The sequence below is a fragment of the Duncaniella sp. C9 genome, from assembly GCF_004803935.1.
In the GTDB taxonomy this organism is placed as follows: Bacteria; Bacteroidota; Bacteroidia; order Bacteroidales; family Muribaculaceae; genus Duncaniella; species Duncaniella muris.
Map to the genome: position 1 here is coordinate 3,381,953 of NZ_CP039547.1, position 19,119 is coordinate 3,401,071.

15 protein-coding genes are annotated in these 19,119 nt (G+C 50.1%); 10 read left to right on the forward strand and 5 right to left on the reverse strand.

Annotated elements, in window-relative coordinates:
* Window positions 1-68: 68 nt before the first annotated feature.
* Genes E7745_RS14505 through mobA form a run of 5 tightly spaced genes read right to left on the reverse strand, consistent with a single transcriptional unit; the run spans window position 69 to window position 10,041 of the window.
* Window positions 69-5,810 carry an N-6 DNA methylase gene (locus E7745_RS14505; protein WP_124030620.1) on the reverse strand — a complete coding sequence of 1,914 codons (5,742 nt, stop codon included), beginning with the start codon at window positions 5,808-5,810 and terminating at the stop codon, window positions 69-71.
* The gene (locus E7745_RS14510) at window positions 5,800-6,252 is read right to left on the reverse strand and encodes a DUF1896 family protein (RefSeq protein ID WP_123550740.1); all 453 of its coding nucleotides are present in this window, start codon (window positions 6,250-6,252) and stop codon (window positions 5,800-5,802) included. The genes E7745_RS14505 and E7745_RS14510 overlap by 11 nt, the downstream gene beginning before the upstream one ends.
* A 29-nt stretch (window positions 6,253-6,281) precedes the next feature.
* Window positions 6,282-8,282, reverse strand: coding sequence for a conjugal transfer protein MobC (mobC, locus tag E7745_RS14515; RefSeq protein WP_124030619.1), 2,001 nt, complete (start codon window positions 8,280-8,282; stop codon window positions 6,282-6,284).
* A gap of 26 nt (window positions 8,283-8,308) precedes the next feature.
* A complete protein-coding gene (gene mobB, locus E7745_RS14520) occupies window positions 8,309-9,640 on the reverse strand; it encodes a conjugal transfer protein MobB (protein WP_124030618.1) in 1,332 nt (443 codons plus the stop codon).
* Complete coding sequence (mobA, locus tag E7745_RS14525; protein WP_124030617.1) at window positions 9,619-10,041, reverse strand: conjugal transfer protein MobA; 423 nt, start codon at window positions 10,039-10,041, stop codon at window positions 9,619-9,621. The genes mobB and mobA overlap by 22 nt, the downstream gene beginning before the upstream one ends.
* Before the next feature lie 1,148 nt (window positions 10,042-11,189).
* Between mobA and E7745_RS14530 the strand changes: the two genes are divergently transcribed.
* The 10 genes from E7745_RS14530 to traK all read left to right on the forward strand — a co-directional run bounded on the left by E7745_RS14530 (window position 11,190) and on the right by traK (window position 19,113).
* Complete coding sequence (locus tag E7745_RS14530; RefSeq protein ID WP_123486677.1) at window positions 11,190-11,948, forward strand: ParA family protein; 759 nt, start codon at window positions 11,190-11,192, stop codon at window positions 11,946-11,948.
* 4 nt (window positions 11,949-11,952) lie between these two features.
* The gene (locus E7745_RS14535) at window positions 11,953-12,369 is read left to right on the forward strand and encodes a DUF3408 domain-containing protein (RefSeq protein ID WP_123550736.1); all 417 of its coding nucleotides are present in this window, start codon (window positions 11,953-11,955) and stop codon (window positions 12,367-12,369) included.
* A gap of 21 nt (window positions 12,370-12,390) precedes the next feature.
* Complete coding sequence (locus E7745_RS14540; protein ID WP_123486679.1) at window positions 12,391-12,681, forward strand: DUF3408 domain-containing protein; 291 nt, start codon at window positions 12,391-12,393, stop codon at window positions 12,679-12,681.
* Window positions 12,681-13,412 carry a hypothetical protein gene (locus E7745_RS14545; RefSeq protein WP_124030615.1) on the forward strand — a complete coding sequence of 244 codons (732 nt, stop codon included), beginning with the start codon at window positions 12,681-12,683 and terminating at the stop codon, window positions 13,410-13,412. Before E7745_RS14540 ends, E7745_RS14545 begins: the two co-directional genes overlap by 1 nt.
* Before the next feature lie 103 nt (window positions 13,413-13,515).
* Window positions 13,516-13,812, forward strand: coding sequence for a DUF4134 domain-containing protein (locus E7745_RS14550; protein ID WP_123486691.1), 297 nt, complete (start codon window positions 13,516-13,518; stop codon window positions 13,810-13,812).
* A gap of 13 nt (window positions 13,813-13,825) precedes the next feature.
* Window positions 13,826-14,143 (forward strand): DUF4133 domain-containing protein, encoded by a 318-nt coding sequence (locus tag E7745_RS14555; protein ID WP_124030614.1) that lies wholly within the window; start codon window positions 13,826-13,828, stop codon window positions 14,141-14,143.
* A complete protein-coding gene (locus tag E7745_RS14560; protein WP_124030613.1) occupies window positions 14,140-16,641 on the forward strand; it encodes a TraG family conjugative transposon ATPase in 2,502 nt (833 codons plus the stop codon). The genes E7745_RS14555 and E7745_RS14560 overlap by 4 nt, the downstream gene beginning before the upstream one ends.
* A 152-nt stretch (window positions 16,642-16,793) precedes the next feature.
* Entirely contained in the window at window positions 16,794-17,432 is a 639-nt protein-coding gene (locus E7745_RS14565) for a DUF4141 domain-containing protein (protein ID WP_124030612.1), read from the forward strand.
* Between the two features lie 40 nt (window positions 17,433-17,472).
* Window positions 17,473-18,471, forward strand: a complete 999-nt coding sequence (gene traJ / locus E7745_RS14570; RefSeq protein WP_124030622.1) for a conjugative transposon protein TraJ — start codon at window positions 17,473-17,475, stop codon at window positions 18,469-18,471.
* A gap of 18 nt (window positions 18,472-18,489) precedes the next feature.
* Complete coding sequence (gene traK / locus E7745_RS14575; RefSeq protein ID WP_123486682.1) at window positions 18,490-19,113, forward strand: conjugative transposon protein TraK; 624 nt, start codon at window positions 18,490-18,492, stop codon at window positions 19,111-19,113.
* Window positions 19,114-19,119: the final 6 nt, after the last annotated feature.

A 19,119-nucleotide genomic window follows, 5' to 3' on the forward strand; every position in this document is an offset into this window, starting at 1 on the left:
GTATCAAAGCCATTGAAGATAAAAAGCAGACAAATGGAGGACGGTATTTCCATCTGTCTGCTGTTGAATTATAGTCCTATAAGTCGAATGGGGCGTTGAGGGTTAGTCATAGGTCGATAACGAAATTGAGGTTCTGCAACCATTGACTTTTTAGTATCAGTGGCCGGAGTATCGACAGTATTGACCTGCTTATTCTCAACGCCGTCCTGTTCCTCCTTTTTAGGTGCCAGTTCGGCAGTGATTTTACGGTCGAGGGCGGCGAGTTCGGATTTGAGGGCTTTCAGTTCGTTTTCCTTGCCCCATTTGCGCGACACGATGGCTTCAAGGGTCGGCACATCGACACGCTTTTTCTCGGCTCGTTCACGGTGCTGGCGGATTGTTTCGGGGAGTTTTTCAAGGGCGTTTACGAAGTTCATGCAGGCGGCATGTGTGTCTGACATTGCGAGATTGCCATTATTGTAGGTGTATTTGTACTGACCTTCCACCATAAAGCGGTTGTGGACTGCCTCAACACCGTCAACAATTGCTTTCTCCGAGATGATACACACCGGGAAGCCGTAGATTTCGCCGACACGGACATACTCGCCATGTGTGTTGGTGTTTTTCACCAACGCCTGAAGGTATTTACCCATGCGATCCTCGTCGGTAAACTGGCAATTGTCAAGCGTGAGGGCGTTGACTGGGTTGCCCTCACTGTCGCGCTGAACGACTGCGGCATAGCGAGAGTTGTCTGCCTCCATCTTGCCGATAATGATTTCCAGTTTTTCAACCTCGTCGGTGATGTCACGAAGTCTGGCACGGCTGTCACCAAGACCCTTGTTGAAAGAACGGTGTTCACTCTCCATAGCGGCTATGCGCTTTTCAAGTTTAGCCTTTTCAAGAAGGTCGGTGTTGCCCGACAGGATAGCCACATACTCCGAGTAGTTCATGCCGGATTTCTCGTCAGAGCTGCCCTCGTCGATCGTGCGAAGCCCCATCGCCCCGCGTTTGAGCTGGGATATGAATGTCTGCTTGCAATGCAGGAGGTTGAACTTGTAGGCATCGAGTGAGCGTTCAACGGCATAGATTATGACATCCACCTTGTTATCGTTGTGGAGTTTGGCAACCTCGTTGCCCTTGCGTATGGCACGCCCTTCGCGCTGCTCCAAGTCGCTGGGCCGCCACGGGCAGTCAAGATGATGGATTGCGACGGCGCGTTGCTGGGCGTTGACGCCTGTTCCCAGCATTGAGGTCGAACCGAACAGAACTCTTACGTTCCCGGCGTTCATGTCGGCGATCATACGGTCTTTCGCCCGCTGTGTGCCGCACTCCTGTATGAAGCGTATCTCGCTTGCGGGTATGCCGTGGTCTTCAACGAGTTTTCGTTTAATCTCGGCATACACGCTCCACTCGCCCGGCTTGTAAGTGCCTAAATCGCTGAAAACAAACTGCGTGCCTTTGTATTCGTCGAAACGTCGATAGTATTCGGCGATTTTGGCGGCGCAGATACTCGCCTTGTTGCCGGGGTTGTCGCCATAAGCCGGATCAATCATACGCATATCAAGCGACATCTTGCGGGCATAGTCGGTGGCTATGAGCATACGTGCCTTGTCCTCGCTGTCCGAAAGAGGCAGTCTGCCCAGCACTGTGGCATCGCCGGTCTGGGCGAACACCATCAGTTTTTTGATAAATTCCTCCTGCTCCGGCGTGGGCGGTATATTGCACATTATCTCGTTCTTCTCCGGACGGTCAACACCCACATCCTCCGCGGTCTTGTAGTCGGTGATCTCGTTGTAGAATGCTGCCAGTTCCGGCACCTTGATGAAATAGCGGAAACGCTCTTTGGCGGCTGTCGTATTGGTTACGGTAAACTCGAAGTCGGTAGTTTTCTTTGCAAAAATCGCCGCCCATGCGTCGAAGCAGTTTATCTGCTGCGATTCCAGAGCATTGGGGCGTAGGTATTTGAACAGAAGATACAGCTCCGTCAGGGAGTTGGAGATTGTAGTGCCGGACAAGAATGTGGCACCGAGGTCTTTGCCCGTGCGCTCCTGTATGGTGCGTATGGCATAAAGTAGGTTAAGGGCGCGGTTGCTCCCTTCGGAATTGCCGAGTCCTGCCACACGGTCGTGACGGGTGTTGAAGGTCAGGTTCTTAAAATAGTGGCTCTCGTCAATAAAGATATGGTCGATGCCCATGCTCTTGAAGTCAAGCACCTCGTCCTTCTCCTTTTCCATCTTGTAGCGTATGGTTTCAAGTCGCTTTTCGAGAGTCGCCTTCCGTTTTTGAAGTCCTTTGAGCATACCTACGGAGATGTCCTTTCCCTGCTCCTTGAGAACATTGAGGTTTTCCTCCACCGTGTCAAGCTCCGCCTGCATTATTTCCTCCTGCAAATCGCGCGACTGCGGGATTTTACCGAACTGGTCGTGCGACATTATTATGCAGTCGTAGTCGTTGTTCTGCATATTCCGCAGGAATTTCACGCGGTTGGCGGTTGAGAAAGTCTTTTCATCGGCAAAAAGTATGCGGGCGTCCGGGTACGCCGTGCGGTAGGTTTCGGCAATGGCGGCGACATTGGCTTTAAGCCCGATAATCATAGGCTTGTGGGCAAGACCAAGACGCTTCATTTCGTGCGCTGCTATGCACATTATCAAGGTTTTACCCGTGCCTACCTCGTGATCCGCGATACCCCCGCCGTTCTGCAATAGCATCCATATACAGTCCTTTTGGGATTGGTATATTGACCTGACATTCAGCCTTTCGCCAAGCAGTTTCATGTTTATGCCGGGGAATGTCTGGTGGGAGCCGTCATAGCGCGGTCTGACGAAGCAGTTGAAGCGGCGGTTGTAGAGGTCGACAAGCCGTTCCTTGAACTCGTCGCTTTGGTTGTCGAGCCACTCTGTGAAGCCGTCGCGGATTTCGTCAATCTTTGTATTGGCAAGCTGTATCGCCTCCGGGTCGGGAACAAGAATGTCCTTGCCGTTCGCGTCCTTGCCTATTGATTTCTTGATGTTGGGGGTGGTGTTGTGCAAGGCATGGCGCAACAGCGACATTCCGTTGTAATGCCTGAACTTACCCTCTACGCAATATTCGTGTGTTATTTTGGCTGTATCATCGGTATTTGTCGCCGAGAAAGTATCCATCGCCGAGGAATATGCAATCTTCACCTCAGTGCCGTAGAGATATGACATGTATTCGGCATAGATGCCGGCGGGTATCCAACGCTCGCCGAAGTTGAAGTCCAGCTCCTCGTAGCGTATCCTTTCGGGAAATGCGTCTTTCAAGGCTTGGAGCGATGCCGCCACACGCGGATCGGTGTCACCTGTGTCGTCAATCCATTGTTCAATAAGCTCAGTCTTAGTCACCACATTTCCGGCGATGAAGCGGTCGGAGATTTCGTACTCACCTATGAGCGGGTTGAAATATATCCGTCCGTCAAGGCTCTCAATAATCTGAGCCTCGTCCATGCCGACAAGAGAACACATATAGGAGAAATCCACCTTGCCGAACCTGTTGAGCGAAGCGGACAGAGCCTCCATAGGGGTGCCGACGGATGTAACCTCGTCAACGGCAAATGCTACCGGGCGGTCGAAGATGTCAGCCTTTACGAACAGCCCGTTGTCGCCACGTTCAAGGGCGAGAGCGTCACACCCGTTGGAGTCCATTTTTATGAACTTCACATTCTCACGCTCGTTGAGATGCCCGAATTTCTCCACGAACTCATCATAATACTGGTTGAGATGTTCGCGCAGTTCGGCACTTGCCTCGTGTGTTTCCGCCTCGTAATGGTAGAGCTGCTGATATGTTTCCGACAGGGTAATATACAGCATGGCGCGTTTCTCCTGCTCCGGCTTGAGCTGGAGCGGTGTGAAGGTGGCTCCCATGCGGCTGACCTGCGAGAGAAAGCCGACCTGACCTCTGTCGCATACCATTGAACCCTCCTTGTGGAAAAACTGCATATCTTCCGAGAACGGACGGGGCGACATATCCGGCTCTATGTTTACATCCTCAATCGGGATAATTGTACGCTTCTTGACACCCGTAGGCACACCGGGAATGAAGTCGCCCTCAGTCATTTCTATGTATGGCGTATCGGGAATATTATCTTTATCCTGATTTTTTGCAGCTTCCATGCGTTGCCTTTCCGCCTCCTGCTCCATGAGCTGGCGGTGTGCAATCTCCATCATTGTGGTGTAGAACCCGTTTATAGGCGGATTGTCATCCCAGTTGAGAGAACCGTAAAATTTTAGTTCATCTTCGGTGAGCGGGCGGAAGTCGGTCTTGGACGTTTCAACCTTGACTGCTTTCGCTTTTGGTGATGCGGTAGCCGCTTTGACCTCAGCCGATTTAGCAGGTTGATCAGGCTTTTGTTTCTGCACCTTCTGTACCACCTGACGCTTGCTGCGGTGTTTCTTTGCGCCGGGTATCTCCACCAGTTCGCCGAAAAGATTATACATCATAATTTTCGGGTCGTAGCTGTCAGGGTTGCCATTCTCCGGCACAGTATTGCCCGATGTTTCTGTTTCATCGGCTCTCTGAGAAATCACCTGTGCAGGTGTTGGCGTTACCTCCACCGCCTCGACGTCCTCAATGTTAGGCTGCGGCTTTTCCTTCGGTGTCGGTTTTGCTGATACCTTATTATATATAGGTGCTGATACCATGTGCGCCTTTTGCTGTTTACCGTGATACAGGTCAAGGTTGAGATGTAGTCCGAACTCCGCGTAGAGAACCCTGCGCATATCATCGCCGATTGCGACAACACCGCCGTCATGGGTATATACCAATGCCGGTTTTCCGTATGGATCGGTGTCCTCTTTCGCTCCTGTACAGATAATATGCGTTGGATTTTCTATGAAATAGCGGTTGTTGGGTATTCCGCTGTCCTGTGCGGCTGTTGACTGAATAAAAAGTTTCTCGTCCGGTGTGAAGCCTGTTTTGCCGGAGTGCTTCTGCAATATGATAAGGTCGCTGCCCACCTCGGTGTTGGCACTGTCGATGAATGTATTGTTGGGCAGGCGCAAAGCGGTAACGAGGTCGGCACGCTTCATCAGCTCCATACGCACAAACGGGCTTTTGCCGTTCATCACACCCTGCGAAGTTATGAAAGCGACAATGCCGCCCTCACGAACCGCGTCAAGACCTTTGAGGAAGAAGTAATTATGTATCGCCGATGCCGATTTTCGGTAAGCAATGTTGTCACTGGTGGCATACACCGGATCAGGTACGGCGATATCACCGAACGGGATATTCGATGCCGCGACATCAAAATAATTCTCGTGATCGGTGCCCAGTTTCTCGAAGCCCTCTATATGAACGTCGGTCTGCGGGTATAGCTTGGACAGTATCAGCCCGGTCAATGTGTCCTTCTCGAACGCAATTCTCTCGCCACGGGGATTTACCCATGTGAACGCGTCCACAAAGGCACCGCTCCCCGCACTGGGGTCGAGGAAGCGTCGAGGTTCCACTCCCACCTGTTGCAGAGTCTGGGATATGGCTTCAACAACGTGCTTAGGGGTATAGAAGGCGGTAAGCACGGACGCTTTCAGAGAGTCCATGTAACGCTTAAACTCCCGGTCATTATTTGAATGGTCGTGAATTATGCGCCGAAGTTCTACTGTCGGGGCAAACAGTTCCCGGTCTGATTTCGTCCACTTGTCTGCGTCGGCAAGCTCGTTGGCGTCATTGAGGATACATTTAAGTCCTCCGAAGCCGGCATACTTGGATAATATCTCCCATTCCGCGTCATCCGGCGGTCTGCGCTCAACGCTCAGGGCGAAAGCTGTGCGTATCGCCTCAATGTTGTCACGCATTTTCTGCATACGGTTATAAGCCATTGTCCACGCAGAATTGAGTGATACGGCCTATCAGTATGTCGCGCTTTTCGTCAAGCTCCTCACGGTCTATGCCTACCTGAGTGCGGTCAAAACCGTCAAAGAGGTTCGGCACGTTGTCAATGACCCAGCGCGCCCAATAGTGGGCGGCAGGCTCGTAATCCACGTTGAGGGTATCGCCGAAATATTCAAGCAGAATATCGGCAACGATGTCAAACTCCGACTCGCCTATGTTGGTGAACAACACAGACAGAGCCAGTTCCTCCGCCTCCGGCACACTTGCACCGTTGCGCCGTGCTTCCTCGTATGTGTCAAGGGCACGGTCGGAGTTGGCGACAATCTGCGGATGGTCGGTGGCTATGTCGAAATTGTTTTGCGACAGGTATCTTAGCAGATACAGACGGTAATAATCGAGGTCGTAATAACCTCCTGTAAATTGTAACATTGGATTGTGGATTAAGTGGTGGTTGTTTTCTATTGTTGCGGGAAAAGGTGACTGAGTTCCGGGGTGGATAAAATCCGTTGCTTTTCATCGGATATTATCTGTATCACGTCGGCTTTCACCTGTTCATAGTTGCGTTGGATTATAGCCTTCATGCGCGACTTGTCGGGGGTGTCGTCGTGGAAGTCTGTTAGTATCGGAATAGGTTTGTAGCGGTCTGTTTCCGCCTTGACCTTCGCGCTGTCAATCACTATCTCGGCATGAAATATCTTCTGATCTATGCGCTCGTCGATATTGTCACAGACCGCCCCGACGAACATACCCTGCGTGAGAGTGGAAATCTTGCTCGGAGGAATGAGGCTGTCCATCTGCGTGTTGAAAGAATGGCTCACGTCCTGACGGTTGATGGATATTGACTGACGTTTCTGGAGAACCTTGCCGAAACGCTCGGAGAGTGTCTTGGCGGTCTCTCCGACGACCTGCCCGGAGAAGATGTTGCCGACGGTGTTCATCACCACGGCCGCCTCCTTGTCGCCGTAGTCGCGTTTGAGCTGCGAGAAGTCCTGAAAGCCGAGGCACACTGCAACCTTGTTGCTTCGGGCGGTGGCAATAAGCTGGTCAAGCCCCTTGAAATATATCGTCGGAAGCTCATCAATCAGCACTCCGCTTTTCAGCATACCTTTCTTGTTGATAATTTTGACGATACGGGAATTATACAGACCCAGTGCCGCGCCGTAGATATTCTGGCGGTCGGGATTGTTGCCGACACACAGTATCTTCGGCTCTTTCGGATTGTTGATGTCGAGAGTGAAATCATCGCCGGTCATAACCCAGTATAACTGAGGCGAAATCATGCGTGACAGCGGTATTTTCGCCGATGCGATTTGCCCCATCAACTGCTCAGCCGCGCCTCCCTGCCATGCGTCCATGAAGGGCGAGAGGTAGTTTTCCAGTTCCGGATAGCTGGTAAGAATGGGAAATAAATCCTCGTATCTTCTATTCAGAAGTTCTATGGCATGGGGAAATGTGCAATATTTTCCTCCCTTGTAAATGCGGAGATACCATATTATCGCGGCAAACAGTACAATCGGTGACTCCACAAAGAAATCGCCCTGCTTGCTCACCCACGACTTATTGAGGTTGAGCATAATAGTGTACGCGCTTTCGTATGCGTCGGCTATGTCGCTCATGAAATCGGGATGTATCGGATTGCATCGGTGACTACGTTCAGGGTCATCGAAATTTATCATGTAGAATTTCGGCTTGACCTTACCGTAGCCCTCCTTGTGACTGAGCAGATGGTTGTAGGCTATCATACTCAAATCGGGACTCTTGAAGTCATAGATATAGCCGCTGTAACCTTTCTCTATCATCTGCTTGATAAAGGAATTTATGACGGCATACGACTTGCCTGAACCGGGAGTACCCAACACGATGGTGGCTCTGAAAGGGTTGACGACGTTTATCCAGCCCTTGTGCCATTTCTTCTGATAGTAGAATCTGGTCGGCAGGTTAATGGAGTATTGGTTGTCCATAAGTTTTGTTTCCTGCATGAAGCTCTCGTTCTCGTCGTTGAAGCGGTCGTCCATCATATTGTTTTTCAGCATACGACCGGCCCATATTCCGCCCATGAGCAGGCAGATGTAGCCGACAACGGTGCTTATTATATAGGTGTAGCGCATACCGATGTCGAGTGTCCACCAGTTCAGAAGGAACAGTATGCTGCCTGTGGCGATTGTTACGCCGATATGCCGCCATGTGATGTTCTCGCTCCTTACTCCTCTGGTGCCGAAGCATGATAGCCCAAGTAGCAGGAGCGCGAACAGTTTGGCATTGAAAGTGGTGCTGAAAAGCCCGCAGGTGCGGTTGAAGTTGGCGCAGATCCTATGGACGGTCGAATAGAACCAGCCGCTCTCGACGGTTTCCACGCGGGTGAACCAGTATAGGTTGGCGACAACCAACACTATACTGACCGCCCGCAGGAAGTCCATAATCTTTGCCAACGCTCTGAGGTCGTCCTCTTGTTGGCTCATAATTGTAATTTTAGAAAAGTGAATTGTTAGAATTTCGGGCGACGCCCTTTCTTCTTTTTGCGCTGCATACGGCGGCGGAATTCCTCCTCGTCGGGATTGAACGACTGCCCCTGTTGGAACAGGCCGAGTCCCGGAATTGGCAGGTCGTAGTCGCCGAAGTCGGAAACGGATTGGGTGACGGTGTGTTGATGCTGACCACTTGAAGGTTGATTAACCACCGGCTCTTGTGCTGTGTCGGTATGAGTGTCACCCGGTGTCGGTTCTACCAGCGGAACAACAATGGGTGTCGAAACATCGTGAGTGTCGGCAGGTATATTTGTCTGATTGTTGAACTGATTGTTGAATCGCTCATTGATTGCGTTTGCCGAAAACTCCTTGCCGAGATTGGAACCGTTCAATACCGTCATGGTGTTGTGGTCGATGAACGTGACTCCATATATGCGGCCTCCATCATTATAGCGGAGAACAACATCAATATTGCGTTCTTTCAGCTTGGCGATGAAATCAGCCTTATCGATAGAGTGAGCAATCACATCGGTGACTTTGCGCTTGGTCGGTGCAATATCAATCTTTTCCTTAGCCATTTCAAATCTCCCGTCAATAGCGGTGCGACTCGCAAATTTGCCGAGGAGCGAAGCCTTGAAAGGCGTTGCGATGCTCTTGCCATTATTATCAGTGGCGAAATAGACAAGACCGTGATACTCGCGCCCGTTCACTCTGCCGTCGGTAGGCTCACACCTCACATTATATAGTGAGAGAATTGCGTTATATTCCCCGATGGTCTGGAATTTATAGCGCATACCGACCATCTTGACGGTGTTGGCAACCTGACGCTTGATGTCGCCTGACGGGTCAATCTTTCTAATCGGAGTATCGGGCGAGATTTTTTCTCGTTGCGCCTTGTGGAGATTATATTTTTCCTCCAGCTCGGTGGTAATTTTCTTGCTGCGACGAAATAGAAAGTCCTGATTGAGCCTCTTGCCCTGCTCGTTGACATTGACTGTCACTATATGGATATGGTGGCGGTCGATGTCCATGTGCTTGTAAATTATGTAGGGCTGCTCACCGAAGCCGAGTTTGTCCAGATACTCGCGTGCAAGGATTTCATACTGCTGCTCAGTCAACTTATCGTCGGGGTGCGGATTTAGGGAGATATGCAGCACGGGCTTTTTTGTCCTGCCCGTTTTCGGCATGAACAGGTTGAAATTCTCCACCATTCGGGCAATGTCAATATGTCCGTCTGCCGGAAGTATAATCTTGTTGGCACCAAGCACACGGCCCTCGTCACGGTTCATCTTCATGCCGTTGTATGACAACGCCCCGTAGAGCGATGATCCTATCGAGATTTTAGCGACCATTGTTCATCAAACTGCATGGATAACGCCTTTACATCGGCTGTGACTTTTGCCAGATCTATGGTGGCTTTCTCCAGCTTGTAGAGATGTGTCATAGCTTTCTTCTCAGTGAAATTTGCGCGAAGCTCCTTCACAACGAGGTCATAATTTACCCCGATTGTACGGTACTGGGCGAAAAACTCCGAGAGTTTGGCGCAATATACTGCAAGGGACTTATCCGTGGTCAGCACCTTGAAAGGCTTTCCGAAGATAAGTTTTTTTATGAACGTGGCTTTTACGGATTCATCAGCCTTCTCCATCATGCGGGTCAGGCTATCCCATTCGAGGTCATCGAAGCGTACCATGACGCAGTGGGTGCATCGGTTGGGCGACAAGGGTCGCCCGGTTTTCGGTTTTTCAGTCATATTATGTATGGATTTTGTGGTGAGTGCATCGCTGTGTACAGACAAACCGCAGGTCAAGTCATGGGATATTCGACTTTGGAGAATATCCTGCATTGCAAGGTTGTTTCGTGGGAACCGGAGTTACCCGAAACCCGAATAGTTACTATTCGGACACCTTGCTATGTCTATGTGGACATCCTTCCTAATATGAAATCCATATTTTCGGTGCCTGTGGTGCCGGTCATACCATTTGGCGGTGAAAAAACGGTGTTCCATACCTGCGGAGTGTAGATACACACGTCGATGCTTCCATAAAGTTACAAAAAATCCGGTGCAATTCCTAACTGCAAGAGAGAAAATTTGAAACTTTATGACGGCAGGGATTGCCGTGGGGGCACCGTTGGAAAGTCCGGTGATGCCGTGAGTAAAAAAATCGCATGGCAAAATGTTAAAATTTCAGCCCCGTTTTCGGGAAATCCGGGGAAAAGTGAGGAAATCCGGCACCTCAACCTCTATGAGCCAATGAGTTGGCAATTTTAAGGGCTTGACAAAATGGAATTTATTTTGTTTCTTTGTGTAGAGATTAGCTCGAAAGCTCGCCTTCAGGGAAGTCAACCTACTTGTTATATAATGAACTTCCCTCCTGAACTGCAAGATTGAAAGCTGACCTGCCAATAACATTCCTCGCCTCTTGGCAAGACCGCAATAAAGGTATTTATACAATGTCCTTCCGAACAATCTATTTTATTTATGATGTACGGAGATTGGTTACTGAACGGCAAAGTATGTATCTTATAATAAAGCGGGCAAACCTCCTGACAAGGAATATTAGAAGCAAACTACCTATCTATGGTTCTACGGACATATAGCCGTGCGGCCATAGTTAGAAAGGAACAATGTTCCGCCACTAAATCCAACACCCAAAATTAAAAAAAGAAAATGACTGACATGACTATCACCTTCCGGCTTACATAGCCGATGCCCTCCTGACGGCGGAGGAAGGTCGCCCATGAGCGACGGAGATAGCCGTACCCCAACTCAAAAGCATAGCCAATGCCGCTGCCTGTCCCCCCCACGGAGTATAGACAAGACCGGTCTGCGACGTGTCGAAATGAAGCTGACGGCCACTGCTATGCAGTCACCACTACATCCATTTTCAAATTTTATTTATGACAGATCCTAAATTTGTCGCTTTCTCCACCCAGAAAGGTGGAGCGGGCAAAACGACTCTGACCGTTCTTGCGGCGAGTTACCTCTACTATGTCAGGGGGCTGAAAGTCCTTGTCGTTGACTGCGACTTTCCCCAGTACAGCATTGAGGATATGCGTGAACGTGACAAGGAGCTGATAGAGTGCAGCCCCGTGTTCAAAAAGATGTTTTCCGACAATATGCGTCTGACAAAGCTGGCTCCATATCCGGTTTTGTCGGCTCAGCCGGAGAATGCCATGCGCAAAGTCCGTGAGATTATCGATGACTGCGAGGATGAGATAGACATCGTATTTTTCGACCTTCCCGGCACAGTCAACAATCCCGGTGTTGTTTCTATCCTTAACTGTCTGGACATGGTGATTGTCCCTGTCGCCGCCGACAAGGTAATACTTGAAAGCTCGCTCGCCTTCGCCCTGAAAATACAGGAGTGGCTCACGACCGGGCGCACATCGGTCAAACAGATGTATATGCTCTGGAACCTCGTGGACGCCCGCGAGAAGACTGACCTCTATGACCAATATGAGGCTGTGTTTGAGGAATACGGGCTTCAGACCATGAAAACCAAGATACCCGACACCAAGAAGTATCGCCGCGAGGGGTCAAAGACCCTTAACCGCGCTGTGTTCCGTTCTACGCTTGTTCCGCCTGACAAAACGCTGCTCAAAGGCACAAGGCTTCCGGAACTTGCCGATGAACTGCTCGGCATATTAAACCAGTGAGCCTATGTCAAAGGTTTATGAGCCGCAAATCGATCCGGAGGAATTTATCAGGACATTTCGTGATGAGCCATCCGGTCTGTCATCGCTGAAAAGAAAAAGCGCGTCCAAACAGCAAGAACAGGCTAACCCACAGCCGGTGGCAGGCGAAGGTGACGGTGCAAGCCCCGGAAATACCACTGTACAGGCTAAAAATTCCGAAAGGGAACGGCTGTATATGGAACGCTTCGTGCGCAATATGCGTTATATGTGGCCGGAAGATAAATTCCAAGTGTCGGAAATCGATCCTGAATTTATCTGGAAGATACGCCGGATACTATTCCACAAGAAGAAAGGGAAGGTCTGCTCCATCAAAGCCTATATCAACAATGTGCTTGCAGCGCATTTTGAGGAATTCGCAGATATTATCGACCCTATTTTATAACCCCACACATTCACAACAATCATGAAAAAATCCCAATCACGAGTAGTCACCACTATCGAGGTGGCTGAAATCCCTGATGGCGCGGAAGAACGCTATATTGAGCGTTTTCTCTCGCCGCACATCTTGATGTCCAACAGGAAGGTGTATATCTATCCCGAAGTTCATGCCGCCCTGTCGCGCATGGTAAAGGGTCTTGACAGACCCGGAGTGTCAATCGGCTCGTATGCCTCGGAAATCATACTTGAGCATATTGCCCGCAACAATGCGGTGATGCGCAGTGTCCATGAACGTAACCATAAAGACCTGTTCTGATGGAAACTGTACTTATAATAGCTCTGCTGGCGAGTAACCTGTGGCTTATCCGCAGGGTGCTGACAAAGCCCGACACAGCAAAGCCGGTAAAGGAAACGCCATCGCCGGAACCCGCTAAGGCTGCCGACACAGAGGAGGAAGCCGAAAATGACAGTATTGTCGGCAAAAGCACTTTTGACATCAACGAGTTCAAGGAGGTGTTCCGCGAGGCTGCGAAAGAAGCAGCCAAAGAGGTATTACCGCTTATCATCAAGGAGTACGGCAAACCCTCGGATGCCGGTTTTCCCGATGAACCGGAGGAAAAGTCCTCAGCACAAATCCCGGTGGAGAAACTCGATGAAGTTTTTGCCACACACTCCGCAAGCGAACTGACAGGCGATGAAATCCCGGCGGAGGAACCCAGAGCCGGAGGCAGTGACTTCAACGAAATCAGTACTGCTGTAAACGTTCTGAAGGGTAATTCCGACAATCCCGATGACAAGGAAACCGCCCGCCGTGTGCTGCCCGACATACAAGGCACACAGATTATCGAGAAAATCAAGCTCGATCCGTTGGTGCGCAAGCGCATACTTATGATTGAGTGCCAGCTCCCCGAAATTCCGGGGGAGAATAATACTGCTGACACTCCACCCTCAAACCCGGAGGAAGCGAAGCCGAAAAAGAAAATCGTGTTCCATGCTGACATAGACACAACCGGCATTGACGCTATCGACTTCAATATTCTCCACTGACCACCACTATCCAAATCCACAATCCATCCTAAAAATAAAATTTATGACAAAATCCCTCAAAAAGCTCTATGACAGTATCGTAGCGTTTATGAACGCTCCCGGTATGCGTCGCCCTATGGCGATGATGCTCACGCTCCTTCTGTGTGCAGCCAACCTCTACGCCGCCGGCAACGGTCTGGCGGGTATCAACGAGGCTACCTCGATGATGACCTCCTATTTCGACCCCGCCACGAAACTGATCTATGCCATCGGCGCGGTGGTGGGTCTTATCGGCGGTGTCAAGGTCTATGGAAAGTTCAGCTCCGGCGATCCCGACACATCGAAAACCGCCGCCTCTTGGTTCGGTGCCTGTATATTCCTCGTGGTAGCCGCCACAATCCTGCGCTCGTTCTTCCTCTAATCCCGCCACGCCAATGGAATATCCTATCAACAAGGGCATAGGCAGGACGGTGGAATACAAGGGGCTGAAAGCTCAGTACCTTTTCATCTTCGCCGGAGGTCTGATAACCGATTTCATTCTGTTCGTGGTACTCTATATGTGCGGTGTACAGCAGGGTCTGTGCATAGGCTTCGGTGCCGTGAGCGCGTCGGCTCTGGTATGGTACACCTTCCACCTTAACGGCAAGTACGGGCAGTACGGTCTTATGAAACTCACCTCGGTGAAGTACCGTCCCCGCTATATCATCAACCGTCTGCGTGTGCGCAGTATAATGAAGGGAGGTCGCAAATGAGAAATACACTGAAAGCCACAACGCTGGAAAGCAAACTGCCGTTGCTCGCCGTGGAACACGGTTGCATCATCTCGAAGGACGCCGATATAACGGTGGCCTTCGAGGTCAGCCTCCCGGAACTGTTCACCGTAACATCGCAGGAATACGAAGCCATGCACGCCGCATGGTGCAAGGCGATCAAAGTGCTGCCGCATTATTCGGTGGCGCACAAGCAGGACTGGTTTGTGTCTGAGAACTATAAGCCGGAACTGCAAAAAGATAATTTGAGTTTTCTTGACCGCAGTTTTGAACGCCATTTCAACGAGCGTCCATACCTCGCCCACAAGTGCTACCTGTTCCTGACAAAGACCACAAAGGAGCGTATGCGACAGCAGTCGAATTTCTCCACCCTCTGCCGTGGGCGTATAACACCGAAGGAACTCAATCACGAGATGATTGTGGGCTTCATGGAAGCTGTCGGGCAGTTCGAGCGCATTATCAACGACACCGGCTATATCTCGCTGCGCCGTATAGGTGACGATGAGATAATCGGTACAGACACAACTTCCGGTATCATAGAAAAGTATCTGTCACTGTCGATGGGAGATGTCAACTGTCTGGAGGATATCGACCTGTCACCGAAAGAAATGCGTATCGGCGACAAGATGCTGTGCCTGCATACACTTTCAGATACTGATGATCTGCCCGGAAAGGTCAGCACTGATAACCGTTATGAGCGGTTATCGACTGACCGCTCGGATTGCAGATTGAGCTTCGCCTCTCCCGTTGGTCTGCTTCTGCCGTGCAACCATATCTACAACCAGTATATACTGATTGACGACCACGACGAGAATCTGGCGAAGTTCGAGAAGACAGCCCGAAATATGAACAGTCTTTCAAGGTATAGCCGAAGCAATGCCATAAACAAAGAGTGGATAGACCGCTATCTGAACGAGGCTCACAGCTATGGTCTTACCTCTGTGCGCTGCCACTGCAATATAATGGCGTGGAGCGACGATGCAGAGGAACTGCGCAGGATTAAGAACGATGTCGGAAGTCAGCTCGCCACAATGGGGTGTATGCCCCGTCACAACACCATTGACTGCCCGACACTGTTCTGGTCGGCTATGCCCGGAAATGAGGCTGATTTCCCTGCCGAGGAGAGTTTTTACACTTTCATAGAACCCGCTGTTTGTTTCTTCACCGCTGAAACAAACTACCGCTCTTCTCTCTCGCCATTCGGAATAAAGATGGTCGATAGACTGACCGGGAAACCTATCCATCTGGATATAAGTGATGAGCCTATGAAACGCGGTATCACCACCAACCGCAACAAGTTCATACTGGGCCCGTCGGGTAGCGGAAAGTCTTTCTTTACCAACCATCTGGTGCGCCAATATTATGAGCAGGGCGCGCATATCCTCCTGATTGACACCGGCAATTCATACGAAGGGCTGTGCAATCTGATCCACAACAAGACGCACGGCGAGGACGGTATCTATTATACCTACACCGAGGAAAAGCCGATTTCTTTCAATCCGTTTTTCACAGATGACGGGGTGTTCGATGTGGAGAAGAAAGACTCGATCAAGACCCTGCTGCTGACGCTGTGGAAGTCGGAGGACGACCGCGTGACAAAGACCGAATCCGGTGAGCTTGGCTCTGCGCTGTCGATGTTTCTTGACAAGATGAAACGTGATAAGAACATCGTGCCATGCTTCAATTCCTTTTATGAGTTTATGCGCGACGATTACCGTGCTGAAATGGCACAACGTCCTATCCCCATCTACAAACAGGATTTCGACATCGACAACTTCTTGACAACCCTGCGCCAGTATTACCACGGAGGCCGGTTTGACTTCCTTCTCAATTCCAAAGAGAATATCGACCTGCTAAGCAAGCGTTTCGTCGTGTTCGAGATAGACGCCATACGCGACAACAAAGACCTGTTCCCTGTGGTGACAATTATCATCATGGAAGCCTTCATCAACAAGATGCGCCGGTTGAAAGGCGTGCGAAAACTTCTTATATGCGAGGAGGCTTGGAAGGCGTTGTCAACCGCAAACATGGCTGAGTATATGCGCTATATGTTCAAGACGGTGCGTAAATACTTTGGCGAGGCGGTGGTTGTCACTCAGGAAGTGGACGATATTATCTCGTCGCCCATTGTCAAGGAAACCATCATCAACAACTCAGACTGTAAAATCCTTCTGGATCAGCGGAAATATATGAACCGCTTTGACCAGATACAGGAGCTGCTCGGTCTGACCGACAAGGAAAAGGCGCAGATACTCAGTATCAATATGGCAAACAGCCCCAACCGGCTCTACAAAGAGGTATGGATCGGGCTGGGCGGAACGCAGTCCGCTGTCTATGCCACGGAGGTATCACCGGAGGAATACCTGTGTTACACTACCGAGGAAACGGAGAAAATCCAAGTCCTTGACCGCGCCCGTCAGCTCGGCGGCGACATCGAAGCCGCAATCAAACAGTTAGCCAACGAAAGGAGAGAGAAATAATGTATGAAAGTGAAATACGTCTTAATAGGCATTTTTTCAGGAGTATCTTTCTGCCTCGGCCTCCTCCTGACAATTATTCTCGCCATGATTAGAGCTATTATAAGCATGGCTCACAGAATACGATAAATCCACCACTTTTAATCCGCAATCAAATGAAGCAACTCAAGTTTTTAATCCCTCTTATTGCCCTGTGCCAGATGTTAGGCACGGGCAGGGCTTCCGCCCAATGGACGGTCATAGACCCGTCCAACATCGCCCAGTCCATCGTAAACAACTCCAAATCACTCGTTCAGGAGTCACAGACGGCTACGCACATGGTCAAAAATTTTCAGGAAACCGTGAAAATTTACCAGCAGGCTAAGAAATATTATGACGCACTGCAATCGGTCAACAACCTTGTCCGTGATGCCCGCAAGGTGCAGCAGACAATCCTGATGCTCGGCAATATCTCCGGCTATTACGTCAATAATTTCCAGAAGATGCTGACCGATCCGAACTTCACATCGGCTGAACTCTCGGCAATCGCCTCCGGCTACACCCGTATTCTCGAAGAAGCCAACGGCGTACTCGGCGACTTGAAACAGGTAGTCAATATCACTACATTGAGTATGACCGACAAAGACCGTATGGATGTGGTCGATGACTGTTACAAGGAGATGAAAAGGCTGAAGAACCTGACGGCATATTACACCAACAAGAATATAAGCGTGTCATACCTGCGTGCCAAAAAGAAGGCTGATACACAGCGTGTGGTGGCTCTCTATGGCGACGGGTCTGAAAAATACTGGTAATCGTAATAATCATAATTAAAAAAATATGATAGCGTTATCAATAGATTTCAACAACCTCCACACCATACTGCGCTCGCTCTATGACGAGATGATGCCTCTATGTGAGGATATGGCGGGTGTGGCTCAGGCGATAGCCGGATTGGGCGCGTTGTTCTTCGTTGCCTATCGCATCTGGCGGTCACTTGCCGCCGCAGAGCCGATTGATGTGTTTCCGCTGCTACGTCCGTTCGTGATAGGCTTCTGTATAATGTTTTTCCCGTCGGTGGTACTCGGCACCATCAACTCTGTGATGTCGCCGATTGTGCAGGGTACAGCCTCTATGCTTGAAGGGCAGACACTCGATATGCAGAAATACCGCGAGGAGAAAGACAGGCTGGAGTATGAGGCGATGATGAATGACCCGTCAACAGCCTACCTTGTCGATGATGCCGAGTTTGACAGACAGATAGACGAATTAGGCGTGACGGAGATAGGCACAGCCGCCGGAATGTATATCGAGCGGGGAATGTACAAAGTCAAAAAAGCTATTCAAAACTTTTTCAGAGAGTTGTTAGAGATGCTTTTTCAGGCTGCCTCACTCACGATTGACACTATCCGCACATTCTTCCTTATCGTGCTGTCAATTCTCGGCCCGGTCGCCTTCGCTCTTTCCGTTTGGGATGGCTTCCAGTCAACGCTGACCCAGTGGATACAACGATATATCCAGACTTATCTGTGGCTGCCGGTGGCAGACCTATTTTCGACAATCCTTGCGAAAATACAGGTGCTGATGTTGCAGAACGACATTTCGGAACTGACAAACAACCCCAACGCAAACCTCGACAGCTCAAATACTTGCTATGTCATTTTTATGATAATCGGCATTATAGGATACTTCACGATTCCAACTGTGGCGGGCTGGATAATACAAGCCGGAGGTGCCGGAAACTATAACCGTGCTGTCAACACCACCGCGATGCAGGTCGGTTCTGGTGCGGCAAGTGTCGGAGGCGCGGTCGCCGGAAATGTCGCGGGCAACGCAGGCAAATTGCTTAAATAATATTCAAACGACATTCAAATGCAATTCAAATCACTTAAAAACATCGAAACCTCGTTCCGCCAGATACGGCTGTTTGGTATTGTGTTTGTGGCGATGTGTGCCGTGGTGGTGTCGGTGGCTCTGATCTGCGTGTTCAATTTCGCTGAAAGGCAGAGGGAAAAAATCTATGTTCTTGACAACGGCAAGAGTCTTATGCTCGCCTTGTCGCAGGACATGGAGCAGAACCGCCCGGCGGAAGCCCGTGAACATGTGCGACGCTTCCATGAACTGTTTTTCACTCTGTCGCCCGACAAATCGGCGATTGAGCATAACATCAACCGCGCCCTTATACTGTCGGACAAGTCGGCATACAACTACTACACCGATTTCTCGGAGAAGGGTTACTACAACCGTATCATCGCCGGCAACATCAACCAAGTGCTGCAAGTGGACAGTGTGGTGTGCGATTTCAACAACTATCCGTACATCGCTAAAACCTATGCCCGACAAATGATTATCCGCGAAAGCAATGTTACAGAGCGTACACTGGTGACGCAGTGCCGCCTCTCCAACGCCTCACGCTCCGACGACAATCCCAACGGCTTCATCATCGAAGGCTTCACAATACTTGAGAACAAGGATATTTCAACCGTAAAACGATAATTCAAT

Bases quoted from the DNA above. Each gene is read 5' to 3' on its own strand.
- traK (WP_123486682.1), top strand. From the start codon at position 18,490: ATGCAATTCAAATCACTTAAAAACATCGAAACCTCGTTCCGCCAGATA.
- E7745_RS14510 (WP_123550740.1), bottom strand. From the start codon at position 6,252: ATGTTACAATTTACAGGAGGTTATTACGACCTCGATTATTACCGTCTG.
- E7745_RS14530 (WP_123486677.1), top strand. From the start codon at position 11,190: ATGACAGATCCTAAATTTGTCGCTTTCTCCACCCAGAAAGGTGGAGCG.
- E7745_RS14560 (WP_124030613.1), top strand. From the start codon at position 14,140: ATGAGAAATACACTGAAAGCCACAACGCTGGAAAGCAAACTGCCGTTG.
- E7745_RS14540 (WP_123486679.1), top strand. From the start codon at position 12,391: ATGAAAAAATCCCAATCACGAGTAGTCACCACTATCGAGGTGGCTGAA.
- mobB (WP_124030618.1), bottom strand. From the start codon at position 9,640: ATGGTCGCTAAAATCTCGATAGGATCATCGCTCTACGGGGCGTTGTCA.
- E7745_RS14505 (WP_124030620.1), bottom strand. From the start codon at position 5,810: ATGGCTTATAACCGTATGCAGAAAATGCGTGACAACATTGAGGCGATA.
- E7745_RS14550 (WP_123486691.1), top strand. From the start codon at position 13,516: ATGCGTCGCCCTATGGCGATGATGCTCACGCTCCTTCTGTGTGCAGCC.
- E7745_RS14535 (WP_123550736.1), top strand. From the start codon at position 11,953: ATGTCAAAGGTTTATGAGCCGCAAATCGATCCGGAGGAATTTATCAGG.
- mobA (WP_124030617.1), bottom strand. From the start codon at position 10,041: ATGACTGAAAAACCGAAAACCGGGCGACCCTTGTCGCCCAACCGATGC.
- E7745_RS14565 (WP_124030612.1), top strand. From the start codon at position 16,794: ATGAAGCAACTCAAGTTTTTAATCCCTCTTATTGCCCTGTGCCAGATG.
- mobC (WP_124030619.1), bottom strand. From the start codon at position 8,282: ATGAGCCAACAAGAGGACGACCTCAGAGCGTTGGCAAAGATTATGGAC.
- E7745_RS14545 (WP_124030615.1), top strand. From the start codon at position 12,681: ATGGAAACTGTACTTATAATAGCTCTGCTGGCGAGTAACCTGTGGCTT.
- E7745_RS14555 (WP_124030614.1), top strand. From the start codon at position 13,826: ATGGAATATCCTATCAACAAGGGCATAGGCAGGACGGTGGAATACAAG.